Raw genomic sequence first — 22,559 nt, 5'->3', positions numbered from 1 at the left:
CGGCCATGAACAGACATTCGCCTGATGGGGCGAAGCAGCAAGGCATGGCGATCATCAGCGCGTTGCTGATTGCGGCCGTGGTGGCGGTGATTGCGGCGGGTATGTTGACGCGTCAGAGCGTGTCGACCCGTGCGCTGGAGGCCGATCAGCAGCGGGTGCAGGGGCGTTGGGTGGTGCAGGGCGGGTTGGAGATCAGCCGTCAGTTGCTGTGGGACGCACGCCAGCGCGATCCGCTGACCCGGCTCGATCAGCCGTGGGCACAGCGCTTGGTGGCGCAGGGTTTCGAGGGGCGACTGGAGGACGAGCAGGGCAAGTTCAACCTGCGCAATCTGGTGGCCAACGAGCGTGTCGATGAAGCGCAGGTGCAGGCGTTTCAGCGTTTGTGCGAGTTGATCGGGGTCAGCGCCGGTTTGAATCAGCGCATCCGTCAGCGGGTGATCGAGTCGTACCCGCGACTGTTGAATCCGCAGATGGCCGAGAACAACAACGGCTTCGACAGCGGTCGGGCGACATCGCCCAACGCCTCGCGCAAGCCACAAAATCCGACGCTGCCGATGCTGCGCAGTCTCGATGATTTGCGCAGCGTCGACGGCGTCAATGACGCGGTGATCGGCAAACTGGCGCCGTACCTGACGGTGATCCCCGCGACCACTTGGGTTAACGGCAACACGGCCACCGCACCTGTGCTGGCGGCGTATGTGCCGGGGCTGTCCCTGGAGCGCGCGCAGGCGTTGATCAATGAGCGCGACGCCGGGCGCTGGTTTATCAACCGTGGCGACTTCGTCAACCGCTTGCGCATGCCAAATCTGGAAGTCAGCAGCGTCAAGGTCGGCATCACCAGTGACTGGTTTCGCCTGCGCGGTGAAGCGCGCCGTGAGCAGCGGCGGGTCAGCCTCGAGGCGTTGTTGCATCGCAGCCAGGATCGTTTGCCGCAGGTGATCTGGTCGCGGGTGGGCGTATGACTCAGTTAAGGGTTGCGCTGCCGCCATTGGCGGAGCTGGAGCAGGGCAGCACGGTGAATTGCGCCTGGCTGGATCGCCAGGGCCAGGTCAGCCGTGAAGACTGGCTGACGTTGGCGCAGTTGATTCAGCTGCCGAAACTGCCGCCGCTGCTGTGTTTTCTGCACCCGGCGGACAGCCTCGTGGCGAGCATCGATTTACCGCCGCTGCCGGCCAACAAAACGGCGGCAGCGGTGCAGTGTGCGGCGCAAGCGCTGATGCTCGGCGACAGCAGCGAGATGCACATTGCCCACAGTCCGCGTGATGAAGCCGGGCGGGTGCAGATTGCGTGGGCGTCGCGTCAACGCCTGTTGCACCTCGCGCAGTTACTCAAGCAATCCGGCCTGAACCTGCGCGGTCTGTACCCGGCGGCGTACAGCTTGCCGGTGCTGCCGGGCCTTGTCGCGTGTGTGCAGGACGGTCATTTGCTGCTGCGCGAAAGCCTGCAATCGGCGCGGGTGCAACCGTTGTTTGATGAAGGCGTCGACAACTCGCTGTGGGAGCCGGGCGTAACGCTGCACTGGATCGGCGCCGCGCCGCCACCGGGCGCCGAACTGCCCATGAGCGAAGCCCAGCGCTGGACCGGGCCGGTACCGGGTTGGGGCTTGCACGGTGCGCTGCAACAGCAAGTCACTGAACATCGGGGTTGGGGGCGGGCGCTTGGGTTGTCGGCGCTGGCCGTGGCGGTGTGGGTGATCGGTTTGAATCTGTATGCCGCGCGCGAGGCCAGTCAGGGACAGCAGCTCAAGGCGCAAATGAATCTGCGGGTGAAGCAGGCGTTCCCCGAATTGCCGGTGATCCTCAATCCGCTGCAGCAGGCTCGCCAGCAATTGGCGGTACGGCAAAAAGGCGCGGTCGATGATCCGGCGCAGAACTTCAGTCGCCTGGTGTTGCAGGCGGGCACCGGCATGCCGTTCATGGCCGGCAGCGTTGAGCGTCTGGCCTATGTCGACGGCACGTTGCAACTGAGCCTGCTGACCGACGCCCGTCGCAGCGGCAGTGACAAGGATTGGCAAAGCACCCTGACCCAGGCCGGTATCAGCGTGACGGCCGATGACGAGGGCTGGACCTTGCGCCCAGCGGCTGAAGCCAGCTCCAGTGACACCGAAGACAACAGTAGCGAGGCAGACGATGAATAAGGCCGCGCTTGCGATGTATCGCGCCCGTTGGCAGCGCTTCAACAGTCAGTTGCAGGCCCGTTGGCAGCCGCTGGCGTTGCGCGAGAAACGCATGGTCGGCGGTATGGCGATCGCGCTGCTCGGTTTGCTGACTTGGGTTGCGCTGATCCAGCCACCCTTGAAGAAAATCGCTTATTGGCAAACTGAAACCCCGAAGTTACGCGCCCAGACCGAAGCGCTTGAGGTGCTGTTGCGCGACGTCAGCGTGCGCCCGAACGGGCAAAGCGTCGGCCAGGCTCTGGAGCAAACGCTGCTGGCCAGTGGTCTGGCCGGGCACTATCAATTACAGGCGGCGGATGCCGGTTCATGGCAGTTGACCTTCGACGCCGCGCCGGCCGACGCGGTGCTCGACTGGCTGCTGAGCACCCCGTCGCAACTTTCTCTGCAAGTGGTCGAGGCCCGTTTGCAACGCGCCGACAACGCTTCGACCGAAGTCACTGCCGGCACTTTGTCAGGCACCGTTCGCATGGATCAGGCGCTGGGCGCTAAGGAAGCTTCATGAAGGGGTCAGGATCCAAACCGGCACGTCTGGCGTTGCCGATGTTGCTGATGGCGTTGAGCGCGTGCAGCAACACCAGCACACCGCAGGATCAGCCGTCGTTGCTGGTCGATAGCGAACTCGGTCGGCCATTGGCCAACACTCAGCGCAGCGGTGATGCGGTACTCGACCGCGAGCGGGCGCAGGCACAGGCCAGACCGGCGCCAAAGCAGTTGCACAACATCACCGAGCGCAGCCGTGGCGGCGGCGCTGCACGCGGGGCCACGCTGCCGAGCAATCCGTTGGGTGAGCAACCGGTGACCCTGAATTTTGTCGAGGCGGATATTCAAGCGGTGGTGCGCGCGTTGTCGCGTTCGACCGGCCAGCAGTTTCTCGTCGATCCACGGGTCAAGGGCACTCTGACGCTGGTCTCGGAAGGGCAGGTGCCGGCGCGTCAGGCTTACGACATGCTGTTGTCGGCGTTGCGCATGCAAGGCTTTGCGGTGGTCGATGTCGGCGGTGTTGCGCAGGTGGTGCCGGAGGCCGACGCGAAGCTGCTTGGCGGGCCGATCTACAACGCTGACAAGCCCGCTGGCAACGGCATGCTGACCCGCACGTTCCGCCTGCAATACGAGAACGCGGTGAATCTGATTCCGGTGTTGCGCCCGATCGTCTCGCCGAACAATCCGATCAACGCCTATCCCGGCAACAACACGATTGTCGTTACCGATTACGCCGAGAACCTGAATCGCGTCGCGCAGCTGATCGCCGGCATCGACACCCAGAGCGCCATCGATACCGACGTGGTGCAGATCCAGAACGGTATCGCCGCCGACATCGCGCCGATGGTGGCCGACTTGCTGGATGCGCCGGGCAACGACCCGACGCAGAAAATTGCGGTGATCGGCGACCCGCGTTCCAACACCATCATCATCCGCGCCGGCAGCCCTGAACGTACCGAGCTGGCGCGCAACCTGATCTACAAACTCGACAACGCCCAGAGCAACCCGAGCAACCTGCATGTGGTGTATCTGCGTAACGCGCAAGCGGCAAAACTGGCGCAGGCGTTACGCGGTTTGCTCACTGGCGAGAGCGACAGCGGTACCAGCGACAGTGCGCGTGCGGTGCTCAGTGCGATGGGCAGCAATGGCAGTAATGGCGGTTCGAGCGCTCAGAGCGGCACGCCAACCAGCGGCACGACCTCGACCACTTCCAGCAATGGCAGCACTGGCGGCAGTTATGCGCAGGGCAGCAGCCCGACCAGTAGCAGCGGCACTCAGGCCAGCGAACAGAACGTCGCCTTCAGCGCTGGCGGCGTGACGATTCAGGCCGATGCGACCACCAACACCTTGCTGATTTCGGCGCCTGAGCCGCTGTATCGCAACCTGCGTGAGGTCATCGACTTGCTCGACCAGCGTCGCGCACAAGTGGTGATCGAAAGCCTGATCGTCGAAGTTGGTGAGGACGATGCCAGTGAGTTCGGTGTGCAATGGCAGACCGGTAACCTGGGGGGCAACGGCGTGATTGGCGGGGCGAATCTGGGTGGTTCCGGTATTGATCTCAGCGGCAAGACCAGTATCGACGTGCTGCCGCAGGGCTTGAACCTTGGCTACGTCAACGGCACGGTCGATATTCCTGGCATCGGCAAGATTCTCGACCTCAAGGTGCTGGCCCGCGCGTTGAAGAGCAAGGGCGGCACCAACGTGCTGTCGACGCCGAACCTGCTGACGCTGGACAACGAAGCGGCGAGTATTTTCGTCGGTCAGACCATCCCGTTTGTCAGCGGCAGCTACGTCACTGGCGGTGGTGGCACCAGCAACAACCCGTTCCAGACCGTGACCCGCGAAGAGGTTGGCTTGAAGCTCAACGTGCGCCCGCAGATTTCCGAGGGCGGTACGGTCAAGCTCGATATTTATCAGGAGGTCAGCAGCATTGACGAACGTGCGTCCACCAGCGCGAGAGCGGCGGGCATCGTCACCAATAAACGTGCGATCGACACCAGCATTTTGCTCGACGACGGCCAGATCATGGTGCTCGGAGGCTTGCTGCAGGATGGCTACAGCCAGAGCAATGACGCGGTGCCGTGGCTGTCGACCATTCCGGGCATCGGCGCGCTGTTTCGCAACGAACGCCGGGCGATCACCAAGACCAACCTGATGGTGTTCCTGCGCCCGTACATCATTCGCGACAGCGAAGCGGGGCGCAGCATTACGCTCAATCGCTACGACTTCATGCGCCGGGCGCAGGGTGGCTTGCAACCGGAACGCAGTTGGGCAATGCCGGACATGCAGGCACCGCAGTTGCCGCCGGCGGCGCAAGGTGTGCCGGCCACAGGCCCCAGAGCAACCATCAAAGCGGTGCCAATCCAACCCGGGCCCTCTTTATGAAACCGGCTCTGAATATGTGTGATGCCTTTGTGGTGAGGGGATTTATCCCCGATCGGCTGCGCAGCAGCCCCAAATCCTGCAACCCGATTTCTCCAGGCATACCCTGTTTTGCGGGTTTACGACTGCTGCGCAGCCGATCGGGGATAAATCCCCTCGCCACAGGAGATCGAATCACCACAGGGATCCGGAACAACGCTGGATCTGTAGGAGCTGCCGCAGGCTGCGATCTTTTGATCTTGATCTTCAGCGGCATTGAAAAAAACCAAAGCAAAAGATCGCAGCCTGCGGCAGCTCCTACAGGGGGGCGTATTGCAACGGGGGAGATCATTCGCGTTGGGGAGAGCATGAGATGAGTTTGTTGCCTTACGCCTGGGCCAAGGCCCAACGCATTCTGCTGCGCGACGGGGTGCTGACGGTGTGCCCGTCGACGCCGGGTTGGTCGATCAGTGAAGTGCGTCGGCAATTCGGTGCGGCGAAGGTCGAACGCGTGCGCGACGATGAACTCGATGGGTTGCTCACCAGCGCTTACGCCGACACCGGCAGCGCCGCCGCCGTGGTCGGTGCCGCGGAAAACGAAGTCGATCTCGACCGCCTCATGCAGGACATGCCGGAGATCACCGACCTGCTCGACACCCAGGACGGCGCGCCGGTGATCCGCATGATCAACGCCTTGCTGACCCAGGCCGCGCGGGATGAGGCCAGTGATATTCACATCGAGCCGTTCGAAACCCATTCGGTGGTGCGCTATCGGGTCGACGGCACGCTGCGCGACGTGGTTTCGCCGCGCAAGGCGCTGCACGGTGCGCTGGTGTCGCGGATCAAGATCATGGCCCAGCTCGACATCGCCGAAAAACGCCTGCCGCAGGACGGCCGTATCGCCTTGCGCGTGGCGGGGCGGCCGATTGATATTCGGGTCTCGACGGTGCCCACCGGCCACGGCGAACGCGTGGTGATGCGACTGCTCGACAAACAGGCCGGGCGTCTGCATCTGGAAACCCTCGGCATGGACGCGCAGGTGCTGGCCAAACTCGATCACCTGATCCGCCAGCCCCACGGCATCGTGCTGGTCACCGGGCCGACCGGCAGCGGCAAGACCACCAGCCTTTACGCGGCGCTGGCGCGGCTGGATGCGAGCACCAGTAACATCCTCACCGTCGAAGATCCGGTGGAATACGATCTGCCGGGCATCAGCCAGATTCAGGTCAACGCCAAGATCGACATGACCTTTGCCTTGGCACTGCGAGCGATTCTGCGCCAGGACCCGGACATCATCATGATCGGCGAGATCCGCGATCTGGAAACCGCACAAATCGCCGTGCAGGCCTCGCTCACCGGTCACCTGGTGCTGGCGACGCTGCACACCAACGACGCGGTGTCGGCGGTCAATCGCTTGATCGACATGGGCGTCGAGCCGTTTCTGTTGGCGTCGTCAATGCTCGGGGTTTTGGCGCAGCGACTGGTGAGGCGGCTGTGCAATCAATGCAAGGAAGAAGACCCCACCGCGCCCGGCACCTGGCGCCCGGTCGGTTGCGCAGCGTGCAATCAGACCGGTTACAGCGGCCGCACCGGCATCCACGAGTTGTTCTGCATCGACGACGACATCCGCACGCTGATTCACCAAGGGGCAGGGGAGCAGGCCTTGCGCGCCGCTGCCGCCAAGGCCGGCATGTTCAGCCTGCGCGAGGACGGTGAGCGCTGGATTCGCAGCGGCGCCACTGCCCCCGAAGAAATCCTGCGTGTGACACGGGACGCCTGATGAATCGCTATCGTTTTGAAGCCGCCGACGCCAGCGGCAAAATCGAATCCGGCCATCTGGAGGCCGACAGTCAAACGGCCGCTTTCAGTGCCTTGCGCGGGCGCGGTTTGACTGCATTGTCGGTACACAAAGAGAGCAACGTCGCCCAGCATGGCGGTGGCGGATTGTTCAGCGCGAAACTCTCGGACAATGATCTGGCATGGGCCACGCGGCAACTGGCGAGCCTGCTCGGCGCCAGTCTGCCACTGGAAGCGGCGTTGAGTGCCACGGTCGAGCAGGCCGAAAATAAGCACATCGCCCACACCCTCAGCGCCGTGCGGGCCGACGTGCGCAGCGGTATGCGTCTGGCCGAATCCTTAGCCGCGCGACCACGGGACTTTCCCGAGATCTACCGGGCGTTGATCGCGGCAGGGGAAGAGTCCGGCGATCTGGCGCAGGTGATGGAGCGGCTGGCCGATTACATTGAGGAGCGCAACAATTTGCGCGGCAAGATTCTCACCGCGTTTATCTATCCCGGCGTGGTCGGGCTGGTGTCGATCGGTATTGTGATTTTCCTGCTCAGTTATGTGGTGCCGCAGGTGGTCAGTGCGTTTTCCCAGGCCCGTCAGGATCTGCCGGGGCTGACGCTGGCGATGCTCACCGCCAGTGATTTCATCCGCGCGTGGGGCTGGTTGTGTGCGGCGGTCATGGCCGGGGCGTTCTGGAGTTGGCGTTTGTATTTGCGTAATCCGGCGGCGCGCCTGAGTTGGCATCATCGGGTGCTGAAGTTGCCGTTGATCGGGCGTTTCATACTGGGGCTGAACACCGCGCGATTTGCTTCGACGCTGGCGATTCTTGGTGGCGCCGGGGTGCCGTTGTTACGGGCGCTGGAAGCAGCGCGCCAGACCTTGTCCAACGACCGCTTGAGCCTGAGTGTCAGCGATGCCACGGCCAAGGTGCGCGAGGGCGTCAACCTTGCCGCGGCGCTGCGGGTGGAGAATGTGTTCCCGCCGGTGCTGATCCATTTGATCGCCAGCGGCGAGAAAACCGGTTCGCTGCCGCCGATGCTCGAGCGGGCGGCGCAAACCCTGTCTCGCGATATCGAGCGACGGGCGATGGGTATGACGGCGCTGCTTGAGCCATTGATGATTGTGGTGATGGGCGGGGTGGTGTTGGTGATTGTGATGGCGGTATTGCTGCCGATCATCGAGATCAACCAACTGGTGCAGTAGGGCGCTTGGATGTTGTCTGCTCCGGCCCCATCGCTGGCTTGCCGGCTTTTGTGTTGTACCCCGGATTGCATTAACAACCCTGCACCCTGTGGGAGCTGGCTTGCCGGCGATGGGGACGGTCCCGCCAACAAATTGCTCAAATAACTTTCACCGGTCTGCCTACCACCCGAGCCCCAACCCCGCCATCCTCGGGTTCTCCTTTCTGTCATCTGCAACGGCCCTTCAAAGGCTCCAGCCCGATTGCGCGAAACACTTGATCCAGACGCACCCTCGACCTTCGCAAACACCCGAGAAACCCCCACGAAAATCACCCCGCAGCTCCCGAGGTTTTTTCCTTTATCTGTCACCGGAAACTGCGAATTTCTCAGTGCGACTTAACCACGGACCCCGCTTGCGAAGGTCGGCGGTGAGTCCTCCCAGTGTCATGCAAGTTCCCTGAAAACCTGTGTTCACAACCAACGTTGAAAAGGAGATTCTTCATGTTCAAGCGCACTCTGATCGCAGCCTCACTGACTGTCGCCGCATTGGCCTCTGCCCAGGCCATGGCCGTAACCGGTGGTGGCGCTTCACTGCCTGCCGCTCTGTACAAAGGTTCTGCCAACAGCATCCTGCCTGCCAACTTCAGCTACGCCGTGACCGGTAGCGGCGTTGGCAAAAGCGCTTTCCTGACCAACAACGCTGCACAGTTCAGCACCACCGGCACTGTGCACTTCGCCGGTAGCGATTCGATTCTCAGCGCTTCCGAGCTCAGCACCTACACCACTAACTTCGGTACTTCCTACGGCCCGCTGATCCAGTTGCCATCGGTGGCCACTTCGGTTGCCATTCCTTACAAGAAAGCCGGTCAGACTGCGCTTAACCTGACCAGCACTCAGCTGTGCAACGCGCTGTCGGGTAGCGTGACCGATTGGGGCACCCTGTTGGGCACCTCCGACACCACACCGATCCGTGTGGTTTACCGCAACGTTTCCAGTGGCACCACTGAAATCCTCAGCCGTCACTTGAATGCCGTTTGCCCAGGCAAATTCGCCGTCAACTCCACCTTCACCAATGCTCGCTTGCCAGCCGGTTCTACTCTGCCATCGACCTGGGTCGGTGTCGCCAACACCGCTGAAGTGGCAACTGCCGTGAATGCTGTGGACGGTTCCATCGGTTATGTCGGTCCGGACGGCGTGAACGCCACCAGCAACGCCTTGGTGGCCCGCATCAATGGCGTACAGCCAACAAACGCCAACGTGACCCTGGCCCTCAGCACTGCTGCCTTGCCAACCGCACCGGGCAACCCGGCTCAGTGGGCGCCGGTCGTGCCTAACCCGGCCAGCGGTTATCCAATCGTGGCTTACACCAACTTCATCTTCGGCCAGTGCTACAAGGACGCAGCCGTGGCCGCTGATGTCAAAGCCTTCCTGACCACTCACTACAGCAATCCGGGCAACAACGTTGCCACCGTCGCTCACAGCTTCACGCCGGTTCCAAACAACTGGAAAACCGCTGTGACCGCCAACTTCATCACCAACAGCTCGGGCAACAACCTGGACATCAACAACGCCAACACCTGCAACGGCATTGGTCGTCCTCTGTAAGCCTCGTTTCACGCGCAATGAAATGGCAGCAGCCTTCGGGCTGCTGCCATTTTTTTTGCCGATTTACACCTCGAACATGAAATTTGTGTGACATCCGTTCGGTCGTGATGCTCGCCAACTGCCTATGTCGTAACAGCAGGGCTGAACCGACCTGCAATCAAAAAGGATCTGTAGTGATGCTCGCTCGCACCTCCCGTCGCAGTACCCGTGTCCAGCCCGCAAACCGTGGCGTTGGCGATCCGGCCCTGTGGTTGCTCAAGCCACTGGCCCAAGCGATGGCGTTGTGTCTGGTGGCGGGTAGTGCCGAGGCCGCGACCGCGTTCAGCTCAAGCTGGTTTGCCGCCAAAGGTGCGGCACAGCAAGCAGCGGCGACGAGACCCGGCGTTGGCGGTTTGCCGGGAATGACACCACCGCTGGCCCAGCAGCAGCGGGCCAGCCAGCAGCTACAGCGTTCGTTGCAGACACTCAACAACACGGTGGCGGCGATCGCTGCCCAGCAAGCCGCACAAGCGGCCGGGCGCGCCGCTGCGTTGGGCAGCGTGCAAGTCGTCCCGGATGGATTGGGCGAGGGCGGCCTCAAGGTCGATAACAGCTTGGCCCAGGGCTGGATAAACGCCAAAGGCCCGCAGCAGACCCAGGCCGACGGCAAGACCTCGGTGAAGATTGAGCAGACGGCCGACAAGGCGATTCTCAATTGGGAAACCTTCAACGTCGGGCGCAATACCACGGTGGAGTTTGCCCAGCAGTCCAATTGGGCGGTGCTCAACCGGGTCAATGATCCGAGCGCGCGTCCCAGCCAGATCCAGGGACAGATCAAGGCGGACGGCACCGTCATGCTGATCAACCGTAACGGCATCGTGTTCAGCGGCAGCAGTCAGGTCAATGTGCGTAACCTGGTGGCGGCGGCAGCGGATATCAGCGATGTGCAGTTCCGCGATCGGGGTCTGTATTTCGACAGCAAGGGAAGCCAGCCGACCTTCACCGACGCCGCCGGCAAGGTCCTGGTGGAGCGCGGTGCTGCGATAGAAACGCGCAAACCTGCGCTCTCTACCGATTCCGGCGGCTACACCCTGTTGCTCGGCAAGGAGGTGCAGAACGACGGCACTATCAGCACCGCCAAAGGCCAGACGGTCCTCGGCGCGGGTGACCGCTTCTACATTCGTAAAGGCTCGGGCACCGAGGGTAATGGTTACTCCACGACCTTTGGCAGTGAGGTGACTCCCGGTTTCAAGGCTGACAGCACCGGCAAGGTCAGCAACACCGGCCTGATTCAGGCAGCGACGGGCGACATCACCCTGACCGGCCGCGACATCGTGCAAAACGGCGTGCTGCTGGCGAGCACCTCGGTCGCGACACGTGGCACCGTGCATTTGCTCAATCCGGCCACCGACACTCAGGGCCGTGTGACGTTGGGCGAGGGCAGTGTCAGTGCAATCTTGCTCGACAGCAGCGACCTGACCGCCCTTGACAGTCAGCGCGACGCAGCACTGATCGGCGTGAATGCCGATAACCGGATTCGCAGTGACCAGTCACGCATCGATATCGGCAGCGGTGGCACCGTCGAATTTCAACGTGGCTCGATCACCCTCGCCACGGGTGGCCAGGTCGCTGTGGCTGCCGGGCAGCGCAGTCTGGTACGCGAGGGGGCGGTGATCGATGTGTCCGGTGCTTTGGGCGTGAAAGTGGCCATGGACGCCAACAACATCAAGATCAACGTGCAGGGCAACGAGCAGCGTGATGCATCGGTCAATCGCGAGAACGGTGCGCTCAACAGTAACGATGTCTGGGTTGATGTCCGCGAATTGGTCTTCGTGCCGGCGGGCACCAACGGTTACGCCACCGATCGCTGGTACACCGCCGGCGGGCTGCTGGAAGTTGGCGGCTACCTTGGCACCCAGGGCCACGGCATCGGTGAGTGGATGGCTCAGGGCGGCGAAGTGAGATTTTCCGGTAATGATGTGGTCAGCGAAAAAGGCTCGCTGATCAATTTGTCCGGCGGCACGCTCGATGTGCAAAGCGGCGAGATTCGCCAGAGCTGGCTGCGCGGTGCCGACGGGCGCTTATACGAAGTGTCCCGTGCGCCGGGCGACATTCTCTACAGCGGTCTTTACAAGGGTTACGAAAGTCATAGCGAGCGCTGGGGCCAGACCGAGTATTTCTATAGCCCGCTGATCGCGCCGACGCGGCGTCAGGAAGCCGGGTACACCGTGGGCCGTGACGCCGGGCAATTGGTGATTGCCACGGGCAACGCCGTGCTGGACGGTCAACTGTTGGGCGAGGTGTTTCAGGGCGAACGGCAAACCCAGGCGCCACGAGTCGGACTCGATGGGTATGCGCAGGCGCAGACCGCCCGCGCGCGACGCGGCCAATTGATCGTCGGTGGCTACGATGCGGCGTATGTCGCCGCCAGTGCGGGTTTGCTTTATCAGCTCGGCCCGTTGCTGGATCACGTGCAAGTGGGGGGCGCGCGTGACACCGGTTCGACCTCGGGGCTGGCGGGTGCGGTCCCCGAAGAACGCCAGGGCAAACTGTTTCTCGATGCTGGGCTGCTCAATGGGTTCAAGCTGGGGGCGCTGAAGATTTCGGCCAAAAACAGCATTGAGGTCAATGACGGCGTGGCGGTGGACAACGGCGGTGACATCACGCTGTTCAGCCCTGAGGTACAGGTCAACGCCGACCTGATTGCGCAAGGTGGCAGCCTGCATCTGGGCAACGTGTTGAACCAGCTCGCCACGAATCGACGCGATGATGTCAGCCTGTCGGTGCCGACCGGTAAACAGGCGCAGGTCACCGTTGCACAGGGTGTGCAATTGCAGACTCACGGTCTCTGGAGCAACCTGCCGAGCAGCCCGGATGATGCTGGCAGCCTCGCCTACATCAACGGCGGGACGGTGTCGATCCGCAGCAGCGGCGACATCCAGTTGGCCAGCGGCAGCCTGGTCGATGTCTCGTCGGGCGGCGCGATACTGGCCAACGGCAAGACCCGTGGCGGCAAGGGGGGCGACGTGACCCTTGAATCCAGCGCCAACAGCGCGCCCGACCAGTCACACATGGTGCTTGATGGTGACATTCAGGGTTACGGCGTGAGCGGTGGCGGTACGCTGACTCTTCAGGCCAATAAGGTACGGATCGGCTCGGCCGGCGCTGGCGCCGATGAACAGACTTTGCGTCTGGCGCCGGGACTGTTCCGCTCGGGCTTCAGCGCTTACAACATCGTCGGTTTGAAGGGCCTTGAAGTGGCCGATGACACCGCCATCGATGTGCTGATGCCGGTCTATCGATTCGCCGAATCCGCCGCGAACGTGCCGTCCGGTTCGGCACCCGGCAATGCGCTTGAGCGATGGACGCCGACGCTATTCCAGGAAAATCCGCTCAAGGGCGTATTGACGCAAAGGGCTGGCGCCTCCGTCGCATTGCAGGCAGGCGCCACGCTTCCCGGCTTGATCGACCCTGCCAACAGCCCGCTGTCCATTGGCCAGGGCGCACGTATCAGTGTCGATCCCGGCCAGCGCATCGGTTTGCGCGGAGCCGGCCAGATCACGGTGGATGGTGAACTCAACGCCTGGGGCGGCAGCATTGATATCCGCCAGCAGCAATTCGGCTCGATTGATGTGGCAACGTCGTTGCAGGAGGCGGACCCGACGGCGCACAACCGTTCGATCTGGATCGGTGAGCATGCGGTGCTCGACGTCGCCGGTCGGGCCGCGACGGCGGTGGATGCGTTGGGCAGGGTTTATGGTCAGGTTAGCAAGGGCGGTTCGATCATCCTCGGTGGCGAGATTGATGCGAAGAAGGTCACCGCGACCGCCGCCGATGCGTACGTCATCGTCCGTCAAGGTGCGCGTCTGGAGGCTTCCGGTACGCAAGCGGTGCTGGACAATACCGGGCAGGGGTCGGTTCGTGTGGCCACCGATGGCGGACGCATTGCCTTGAGTTCCTACAATGGCCTGTTCCTCGAAGGCAGTCTGCAAGCCAACGCCGGTGGTGCGGGCGCGGCGGGCGGCCGTCTGGAAATCGCCCTGGACACGCCGGCCTACGGCGCAACGCTTGTGAGCAATGCGGTGCGGGTGCCGCGGGAACTGATCATCGGCCAGGGGCCCACGGAGGCACTGCCGCAGGCGCTGCAAGCGGGCGAAGCCTCACCACTTTTACGCTATGGGCGTACGCGCCTGAGTGCTGATCAGTTGATGAGTGGCGGTTTCGATAACGTCAGTCTGCTGAGCAACGGCTTGATGTCGTTTGAGGGCGATGTCGACCTGCACATGGGGCAGAGCTTGAGCCTGTTCGCCGGTTCCCTGTCGCTGGCCGATTCGGCGAAGGACAGCACCCAGGTCAACCTCAGTGCGCCGTATCTGCGCCTGTCCGGGATAGGCACTTACCTGAGTTCGGACGCCAAGATTCGTCCACGGGTCCTGAGCAACCCGACCGAGCAGTTGTCCACGGCACGGTTCAACGCCAGCGCGAACCTGCTGGATGTGGGCGGGTCGCTGTCTTTCGGCACCGAAGGAACTGTTGTGCAAGCGGGCGCACCCGCGCTCAAGGTCAGTCGGCGTGGCTTCGGTGAGGTTACGCTCGACAGCGAAGGCGACATGAGATTTCTCGCGCCGACCGATGAGCAGCAGCGAAGCCGTCTGTGGACGCCAGGCGATATGCACTTGCGTGCAGCGCAAATCTATCCGGCCAGCGGTGTCCTGGCTGAAGTGCGCGTGGGTTATCAGAGCCAGGCCGGATCGGTGCCGGAGCATACGTTGCGTATCAGCAGCCACGGGCCGGCGCCGACGACACTGCCTTACTCGGTGTTCGGCAGCCTGACACTCAGCGCTGGGCAGATCGAGCAGGGCGGCGTCATTCGTGCGCCGTTAGGACTTATTTCCCTGGGTGAAGACGCGATTGTCAAAACCCGTGAACTTCATCTTCTGCCGGGGAGCGTGACGTCTGTCAGCGCCGCCGGACTGGTCATGCCTTATGGTGGCACCACCGACGGCATCGACTATCAATACAACGGCAAGTCGGTGATTCTGAATGGCATTGCCGGTGCGGCTTCCGGGGTCATACTCGATGCGCAATACACCGATGTGCAGGCCGGAGCGCTGATCGATCTTTCGGGGGGCGGCGATTTGCGCGGGGCCGGTTTTGTGTCCGGGCGAGGCGGCTCTACCGACGCGCGTTTCAATCCGCTGGTACGCAATGCCACCGATGGCACCTTCAGTCTGCCGGGGCTGGCCAGCAACCCCGTGTATGCCATCGTCGCGGGTGACCAGAGCCGCTACGCGCCGATGCTGGCCGAGGCCGGCGCGGTCGATCCGCGTATCGGCCAGCAAATCACGCTTCAGGCTGGTATTCCCGGACTGGCGCCGGGCACTTACACCTTGTTGCCGTCGACCTTCGCCTTGTTGCCGGGGGCCTTGCGGGTTGAAATCAATGGTCAGGCGATGGCCGGCTCCATGGGCAGTGCATTGAAGTTGCGCAATGGTTCGTGGACCACGGCCGGGCAGATGTCGATTGCCAACACCGGTATTCGCGACAGTCTGCCCAGCCAGGTGATTGTGTCGTCTGCCGATGTCCTGCGGCGCTATTCGCAGTACAACGAAACCGGGTTCACCCAGTTTGTCCTCAACGATGCTGCGCGACGCGGTCTGCCGCGCGCCCGCACCCCGCTGGACGGCAACACGCTGCACCTGCGCATGGTCAGCGGCGGCGTCCATGACACGGCCCTCGACTTCGCCGGGCAAGTGCTGTTCAAGCCTGCCGACGGCGGGGTGGTCGGCACCGCTGTCGTCCAGGGCGGTTATACCGGCGGTGAGTTCGAGATTCTTGGCACGGGGCATACGCGAACGGCCGGGTTCGCCGGTGTATCGCTGTACGCCGACACCCTCAACGGGTTGAATGCCGGACGTCTGACCATCGGTGGCACCCCGACCGTGTATTACGGTTCGGAGGGCAGCTCGATCAAGGTGCTCGGCAATACCTCTGCCATTCGTCTGCGGGAGGGGGCAATCCTGTCGGCGCCGGAGGTTGTTCTGAGCACCAACAGCGAGAGTGGCGGCATCACCATCGATGCGGGAGCGGGCATCAGTACGTTGGGGCGAGGTGCCGTCCCGTATGATGCCGCGGCCGGTTTCGTCTATGTACCGGAGCGATCCAGCCTGCTGGTGGTCTCCAATGGCTGGACGCCGGTTCTTGCGCCTGCAGAGGGCGGGGGCGGGAGCATTCGTATCGGCACCTGTCCGACCGCCGAGTGCACGGCCCCGGCGTTGCTGTATTCCAATGGCAGCATCATCGCCGCCACCGACAAAGACTTCGAACTGGGCGAGAGCGTTCGCTTCGGCACCCGCCAGTTGGGACTTTCGGTAGGCGTGGTGAATGCCGGCAGTGCGCAGGCACTGGCAGCGGCCAGCGGTCGTCTGCCCGCGGGCCTGACACTGAACCAGAACGTGCTGGATCGCCTGTTGCAGGGCGACACGCAATACGGCGCGCCAGCCCTGGAAACCCTGAGCCTGGTGGCCCGCGATGCGTTCAACTTCTTCGGCGATGTCACCCTCGACACGCTTGACCCACAGACCGGTCAGAGCCGATTGCAGAATCTGGTGCTGGGCACCCCGGCCATCTACGGTTCGGGCGACGTCAGCGATGTGGCAACGATCCGCACCCGGAATCTGATCTGGAACGGCGCCACTCAAACGCCGGGCACCGTGGTCAAGGACGGCGCCGGTAACGGGCACGGCACGCTGGATATTCAAGCGCAACGGATCGAACTGGGTTATGGCCCGAATCCGCAACCCAACGGGCTGGATCTCAACAACCGACTGACCCTCGGTTTTGCCAACGTCAACCTCAATGCCAGCGAGCGCATCACCGCCAACCACAAGGGCAGCCTGGCGGTGTACGAGTCCCAAGGCGCTTACAACGCGGTCACGGGTTTCAGCTACAGCGGCGGCAATCTCAATCTGCGCACGCCACTGCTCACCGGGGAAGCTGCCTCGGTCAGTGAACTCAAGGCCGGCAACAACCTGACCCTGAGCGGCACCGCCACCACGGCGGTGGCGGATGCCCTCGGCGCGCAACTGAGTCTGTCGGCGCGCAACGTTGCGCTCGACAGTCGTATCGTGCTGGCCAGCGGCAAACTGCTGGTCAATGCCGAGAACGATCTGACGCTTGGCAGCGGTGCGCAAGTGGACATGACCGGTCGCGTTCTGCCGTTCAACGATGTGAAGAAATACAGCTGGGGCGGCGATGTGTCGTTGCAGAGCAGCCACGGCAATATTCGTCAGTCGGCCGGTTCGCGGATCGATCTGTCTGCGGTCAATAATCAGGCAGGCCAACTGAGCGTTGTAGCGCTGGACAGCGACGCCGGACAGGTTGACCTGCAAGGGCAGATCGTCGGCACCAGCAGCGGCTACTACGATGCGGGCGGCACGTGGGTGCCGTACAAGGCCGGGGGCGTGGACATTCGCGCCCAGCGTCTGGAGGGCAACTTGAGCCAGGCCTTCGCCAGCCTTAACCAGCGCCTGAACGCAGGCGGGGTGAGCGGCAGCCGCAGCTTCCAGTTCAAGCAGGGTGACCTGGTCATCGGTGACGGGCTCAAGGCCGGCGATGTCAACGTCTCGGTGGACAGCGGCAGCCTGACGGTGGCCGGGCTGATTGACGCCAGCGGCGAACGGGTCGGCAGCATTCGCCTGGCCGGCAAAAACGGTTTGAGCCTGACGGGCAACGCGGTGCTGGATGCCCATGGCCGGGTGCTACGTGTCGACAGCTACGGCAAAATCATCGACGCGCCGAACCGGGCCATGGTCGAACTCAATTCCGGTGATGGCGTGCTGACATTGGCGGCCGGCGCACGAATCGACCTGCGCCACGGCACCGATGCGCTGGCTGGAAATCTGGCGGGACAACGCGACGGCTTGTCACGCGGCACGCTGGAGCTGAATGCACCGCGCCTGGGTGGCAATGACATTGCCATCGATGCCAGCGGTGCCGTCAATATTCAAGGTGCCCGCTCCATTGGGCTGAACGCGGTGCGTCGCTACAGCGATGCCGCCGACGGCACCGACCCGGCGGCCAGCGGTCGTGCGTATCAAGTGATCGATCAGGCCTACCTGGACCGCATTCACACGGACAGCGACGACTTTATCAATGCGGCGCTGAACAACAGTGATCTGCTGCAACGCAAACTGGCCGGCCTCAACACTGCGGCCTATACGGATGTGTTTCACTTGCGCCCGGGTGTCGAAATCGTCAGCAAAACCGCCGAGGGTGATCTGGTGGTGCAGGGCGACCTCGACTTGTCCGGCTACCGCTATGCCAGCCTCAACCCGCACACTCGCCGCACCTCGGTGTATGGCAGCGGCGAAGCGGGCAGCCTGTTGATCCGGGCGGGCGGCAACCTCGATATCTACGGCAGCATCAACGATGGTTTTGCGCCGCCACCGGAAACCGCAGACGACGCCGGCTGGAAACTGGTGCCGGGCATACAGCCGTTCGGCGGCGACCTGATCGTGCCGGGCGCCGGGGTCAGCCTTGCCCCAGGTACGCTTTTCCCGGTCGGCGCCACCTTGAACTACGACTTGCCGATTCAGGCCGCCACGCTGGCAGCGGGCACGGTGTTACCCGCACAGGGCACGCTGGCCGCAGCCTATACGCTGCTGGCCGGAACCGTGCTGGCCGGCGATGTGCACGACGCGGCGGGCAATCTGCTGTATGCCGCCGGCACGTTGCTCGACAACGGTGTGACCCTGCCGGCCGGCAGTCGTTTGGGCGCGGGTATCCGCCTGAACAACGCCACCGCATTGCAGGCCCTGCTCTGGCCCAAAGGCGTGCCGCTGCCGGGCGCTGTCGATGCCGACAATAAAACGGTCGGTGTCATGCTGAGCACCACGCTGGAGTTGTTGCGTGGTTCGCTGATTCCCTCCATGACCGATGTGAAGCTGGCGGACGGCACTGTGTTCCTGGATCTGCGCCCCTCCAACGGCACACAACAAGGTCGTAACTGGGCAATCGCCAGCATGTTGCCGGCAGGCAGTGCGTCGTGGTCGATGCGCATGGTGGCAGGGGCTGATCTCACGGCGGCCGACAGCCGTTCCGTGAAGCCTCAGGCCAGCGCCGGGCATTTGCAGTTGGCGGACACCCATTACGGTCTGACCATGGTCGAGGTGGCCGGCAAACTGGTCTGGGCCGTGGGTAACGAGTATGGCTTTACACCGTACGAGCCGGTTCCCGAGGAATACCTCGTGCTCTGTGACATCGCGCCAGGCGCCTGTGCGCCGATGGCGCGCACGGTGTGGGCGCCGGGTAACTGGATGGGCATGCCGGATTACACGCCGATGAACGATGACGAATTGTTCTGGTGCACCATCGATCCGGCGCTGTGCATTGAAAACAATCCGCGCAAGAGCGCCGAAGCCCATACGCAGATGTTCAGCGTTTTGCGCACCGGCACCGGCGACCTGGATCTGATGGCTGCCGGTAACGTGAGCATGGCTTCACCTTTTGGCGTGTACACCGCCGGCACTCAATCGAGCAACGTCGATGCGCGTTACAACCAGGCGCGAGGGCGCTTGTCGGCGGATGGTTCGGTGTTGGGCAGCGCCGGCAGCGATGCCGAAAAATGGGTCGATGGCGGCACTGCCAGCCTTTACCAGGCCTGGTATCCGCAGATGGGCGGTAATCTGACGATCAATGCCGGCGGGTCGGTGTCCGGTGATGTGCTCGGTCGTCGTGCGGTCGGCACGGGCGACGGTACCCGTGAGCAGGTTCCAAGTGTCGCGGTCGGCAATTGGCTGTGGCGCCAGGGCACCGGCAACAACGATGTGCCGACGGCCTGGTGGATCAATTTCGGCAGTTACGCTGCGCAACCTTTGCCAATGCTGGGCGTGGAAAGCAAGCCGTATCTGGTGGGCTTTACCGGCTTCGGTACGTTGGGCGGCGGTAACCTCAGCCTGAGTGCCGCCGGGGATGCCGGCATGCTCAAGTCCATGGGGGACGACAAGTATTCGACATACCCGCGCAGCCAAGGCTTGATCGTGGCGGTCGGCAGCACCGGCCGGGTAGACAGCGACGGCAACCTGCAGCTGACCGGGGGCGGCGACCTGGATATTCGTCTGGGTGGCACCCTCAATCCGTCTCTGCAAGCACGTGCCGGCCTGTCGGGCAGCGGCACGCCGACACATGACTTGCAGGGCGCGATCATCAACCTGCGCGGTGCGGCGCAACTGACGGGCGCCGCATTGGGCGGGATCAATCTGCAGTACGGCGCGTCCGCGCTGTTTCACGATCCACGGGAAACGCGTGCCTTCGATCCGTTCAATTCGACCGCCAGTAATGCCAGTGGCGGGGTGGTGCTGATTCCCGGCGACTCGGGCATGCGCCTCAATACCCGAGGTGATCTGGTCCTGGGTGGTGCGACTGACCCAGGCCGTGTGCGTTTGCAGAACTCCACACCGTTTACCACGGCCGATGGCGTTTACCACGCGGGGGGCGGCTTGACTGGTTTTTCGCTGTGGACCGATCACACCGCCATCGATCTGTTCTCGGCGGGCGGCAATCTGACACCGAACACTCAACTGATGGATACCACCGGGCAGGGGACAATCGACGGGCTTAACACCTCGCCCACCGATGATCGCTACGTGATCCCGTCGATACTGCGCGCCGTCGCTGGTCAGGGTTCGATTTATCTCGGGCCGTCAGCGGCTTACGGTGTAGGCAACGCAGCACCGGCCTTGACCTATTCGCTGCTGCTGGCGCCTTCGAACGCGGGGCAGCTTGAGCTGATCGCAGGCGATTCGATCTATGCCGGTGGCTACGCCATCAACCAGTCAGGTGCCAGTCCATCAGCCCTCGCTACACCGTTTGCGCCTGCATTCAATGGCTACAGCAACAACCTCTCCAGTCGACCGGTCATGAGTAATGCCGGCAGCGACGGTGTGCTGGCGCAGACCAATACGCGCTATCCACTGTTTGCTTTTGGTCCTGATAGCTACTCGGGTTTGAGCAGTGTTCAGGGGCCGGCGCGTTTCTATGCATTGACCGGTGATCTGGTGGGTATTCGCACGGGTGAAACGCTGGCGTTCGCGACCACGAAACGCACCTGGTATGAATCGGCAGGCCCGGTCTGGATGGTGGCGGGGCGCGACATCGTGGCGTCCGGTACCAACTTGGGGCAACCCACGTTTGCACCCACCGGGGGCATGGGGCGCAACAACGAACAGATCCAGTCTACCGGCAATCTGTTCGTGCACAGTCGGCCAAGCGATGTCTCTCGGGTTTCGGCCGGGCGCGACATCCTTTACAGCAGTTTCGACATCGCGGGGCCAGGGGTTCTGGACGTGAATGCCGGGCGCAACATCCTTATGGATAATCGCGCCAGCATCAACAGCATAGGGCCGGTGGTGGCCGGGGATAAACGGCCGGGGGCGAGCGTGGTCTTGCAGGCCGGCGCAGGCGCGCAGGGTCCGGATTATTCGCGCTTCATCGCCCGGTATCTGAACGCGCAGAATCTCGCCAATCCGGATACCTCGTTGAGCGCTCAACCGGGCAAAGTGGTCAAGACCTACGGGGACGAATTGCAGAGCTGGCTGACCCTCGGCTACGACTTCAGTGGTGACGCAGAACAGGCGCAAGCCTTCTTCGCCGCACTGCCGAGCGCCGAGCAGGCGATCTTCGCCCGCCAGGTGTACTTCGCCGAACTGCGTGCCGGTGGCCTGGAATACAACGATGTCGACGGGCCGCGTCAGGGCAGTTATCTGCGCGGTCGCAACGCGATTGCGGCGTTGTTCCCGACGGTTGATGTGGCGGGCAATCCGATCCGTTACGACGGCGACATCACGATGTACGGGGGAGCAGGGGTCAAGACCCTGTTCGGCGGCGACATCCAGATGCTTACGCCGGGCGGTGGTCAGGTGTTCGGCATCGAAGGCGCGGCACCGCCATCGACGGCGGGGATCATCACCCAGGGTTCGGGCAATATTCAGCTCTACTCGCAGGGCAGCATTCTGCTTGGCCAGAGCCGGATCATGACCACCTTCGGTGGCTCGATTCTCGGTTGGTCGGCCGAGGGTGATATCAACGCGGGTCGCGGTTCGAAAACCACCGTGGTCTACACCCCGCCAAAACGCATTTACGACACTTGGGGCAACGTGTCGCTGTCGCCATCGGTGCCGAGCACCGGTGCCGGTATCGCAACGCTCAACCCGATTGCGGAAGTGCAGCCGGGCGACATCGACCTGATCGCGCCGTTGGGCACCATCGATGCGGGCGAGGCGGGCATTCGGGTGTCAGGCAACGTCAACATCGCCGCGCTGACGGTGGTCAACGCCGCCAACATCTCGGTGCAGGGCAAGGCGACGGGTGTGCCGGTGGTTTCGGCGGTCAACACTGGCGCGATCACCTCGGCCAGTTCCGCCGCATCGTCCGCCACCCAGGCCGCCGAAGATGTCGCGCGTCAGCAACAAGCGGCGGCGCGGCAGAATCAGGCGTCGGTGTTCACCGTGCAGGTGTTGAGCTTCGGCAATGAGCACCTGACCCCGTCCCGCGATGGTGCCAGCCGTGCACCAACCCCGGGTTACAACCCGAACAGCCCGGTGCAAGTGCTGGGGGCAGGGGCGCTGGATGAACAGGCGAAGCAGCAGTTGACCGAGGAGGAGCGTGGACAACTGACCTTGTAAAAGACTCTCGTGCAGTACGTTTGGGCGGCCGGTTGGTCGCCTTTTTTTTACCTGCTCAAATACACTTGAATTCACTGAAAGTCTTGTGGGAGCGAGCCCGCTCGCGAATAGGACAGAAGTGCCACCGGATCATTCAGCAAGTGTTCCCCATGGCTGCCTCAATCCGACAGCCGTCGTCGAGTTCTCGACCGCCGGGAATTTCCGGGTAGAGCAGGGGCAGTATCGAGATGCGCGGTGTGGAAAACTTTGCTGGTTTGCGGTGAACACGGAATGACCGCGGGTTCAACGAGTGCGCCATACGATGCC

Annotated in this window: 8 protein-coding genes; all 8 read left to right on the top strand. The window is 63.0% G+C overall.

Features of this window, described 5'->3' with window-relative positions:
- Window positions 1–5 precede the first annotated feature (5 nt).
- The 8 genes from gspK to PSH79_RS15520 all read left to right on the top strand — a co-directional run bounded on the left by gspK (window position 6) and on the right by PSH79_RS15520 (window position 22,253).
- Complete coding sequence (gene gspK / locus PSH79_RS15555) at window positions 6–962, top strand: type II secretion system minor pseudopilin GspK (protein ID WP_305438232.1); 957 nt, start codon at window positions 6–8, stop codon at window positions 960–962.
- Entirely contained in the window at window positions 959–2,137 is a 1,179-nt protein-coding gene (gene gspL, locus PSH79_RS15550; protein ID WP_305438231.1) for a type II secretion system protein GspL, read from the top strand. The genes gspK and gspL overlap by 4 nt, the downstream gene beginning before the upstream one ends.
- On the top strand, window positions 2,130–2,678 hold the full coding sequence (gene gspM / locus PSH79_RS15545) for a type II secretion system protein GspM (RefSeq protein ID WP_305438229.1): 549 nt from the start codon (window positions 2,130–2,132) through the stop codon (window positions 2,676–2,678). Before gspL ends, gspM begins: the two co-directional genes overlap by 8 nt.
- Window positions 2,675–5,041, top strand: coding sequence for a type II secretion system secretin GspD (gene gspD, locus PSH79_RS15540; protein ID WP_305438227.1), 2,367 nt, complete (start codon window positions 2,675–2,677; stop codon window positions 5,039–5,041). Before gspM ends, gspD begins: the two co-directional genes overlap by 4 nt.
- Before the next feature lie 349 nt (window positions 5,042–5,390).
- Complete coding sequence (gene gspE, locus PSH79_RS15535) at window positions 5,391–6,797, top strand: type II secretion system ATPase GspE (RefSeq protein ID WP_305438225.1); 1,407 nt, start codon at window positions 5,391–5,393, stop codon at window positions 6,795–6,797.
- Window positions 6,797–8,008: a type II secretion system inner membrane protein GspF gene (gene gspF, locus PSH79_RS15530; protein ID WP_305438224.1), complete on the top strand. Its 1,212-nt coding sequence runs from the start codon at window positions 6,797–6,799 to the stop codon at window positions 8,006–8,008. Before gspE ends, gspF begins: the two co-directional genes overlap by 1 nt.
- 479 nt (window positions 8,009–8,487) lie before the next feature.
- Window positions 8,488–9,591, top strand: a complete 1,104-nt coding sequence (locus PSH79_RS15525; protein WP_305438223.1) for a substrate-binding domain-containing protein — start codon at window positions 8,488–8,490, stop codon at window positions 9,589–9,591.
- Window positions 9,592–9,767: 176 nt separating this feature from the next.
- The gene (locus PSH79_RS15520) at window positions 9,768–22,253 is read left to right on the top strand and encodes a filamentous haemagglutinin family protein (protein WP_305438222.1); all 12,486 of its coding nucleotides are present in this window, start codon (window positions 9,768–9,770) and stop codon (window positions 22,251–22,253) included.
- The last annotated feature ends 306 nt before the right edge of the window (window positions 22,254–22,559 follow it).

The organism is Pseudomonas sp. FP2196 (genome assembly GCF_030687715.1).
Classification (GTDB): Bacteria; Pseudomonadota; Gammaproteobacteria; order Pseudomonadales; family Pseudomonadaceae; genus Aquipseudomonas.
Note: the sequence above shows the minus strand (reverse complement) of the source record. Positions and strands in the feature narration are given on the sequence as shown.

What these genes read in the sequence shown, in the direction of transcription:
- gspK (WP_305438232.1), top strand. Translation starts at nt 6, where the DNA reads ATGAACAGACATTCGCCTGATGGGGCGAAGCAGCAAGGCATGGCGATC.
- gspL (WP_305438231.1), top strand. Translation starts at nt 959, where the DNA reads ATGACTCAGTTAAGGGTTGCGCTGCCGCCATTGGCGGAGCTGGAGCAG.
- gspM (WP_305438229.1), top strand. Translation starts at nt 2,130, where the DNA reads ATGAATAAGGCCGCGCTTGCGATGTATCGCGCCCGTTGGCAGCGCTTC.
- gspD (WP_305438227.1), top strand. Translation starts at nt 2,675, where the DNA reads ATGAAGGGGTCAGGATCCAAACCGGCACGTCTGGCGTTGCCGATGTTG.
- gspE (WP_305438225.1), top strand. Translation starts at nt 5,391, where the DNA reads ATGAGTTTGTTGCCTTACGCCTGGGCCAAGGCCCAACGCATTCTGCTG.
- gspF (WP_305438224.1), top strand. Translation starts at nt 6,797, where the DNA reads ATGAATCGCTATCGTTTTGAAGCCGCCGACGCCAGCGGCAAAATCGAA.
- PSH79_RS15525 (WP_305438223.1), top strand. Translation starts at nt 8,488, where the DNA reads ATGTTCAAGCGCACTCTGATCGCAGCCTCACTGACTGTCGCCGCATTG.
- PSH79_RS15520 (WP_305438222.1), top strand. Translation starts at nt 9,768, where the DNA reads ATGCTCGCTCGCACCTCCCGTCGCAGTACCCGTGTCCAGCCCGCAAAC.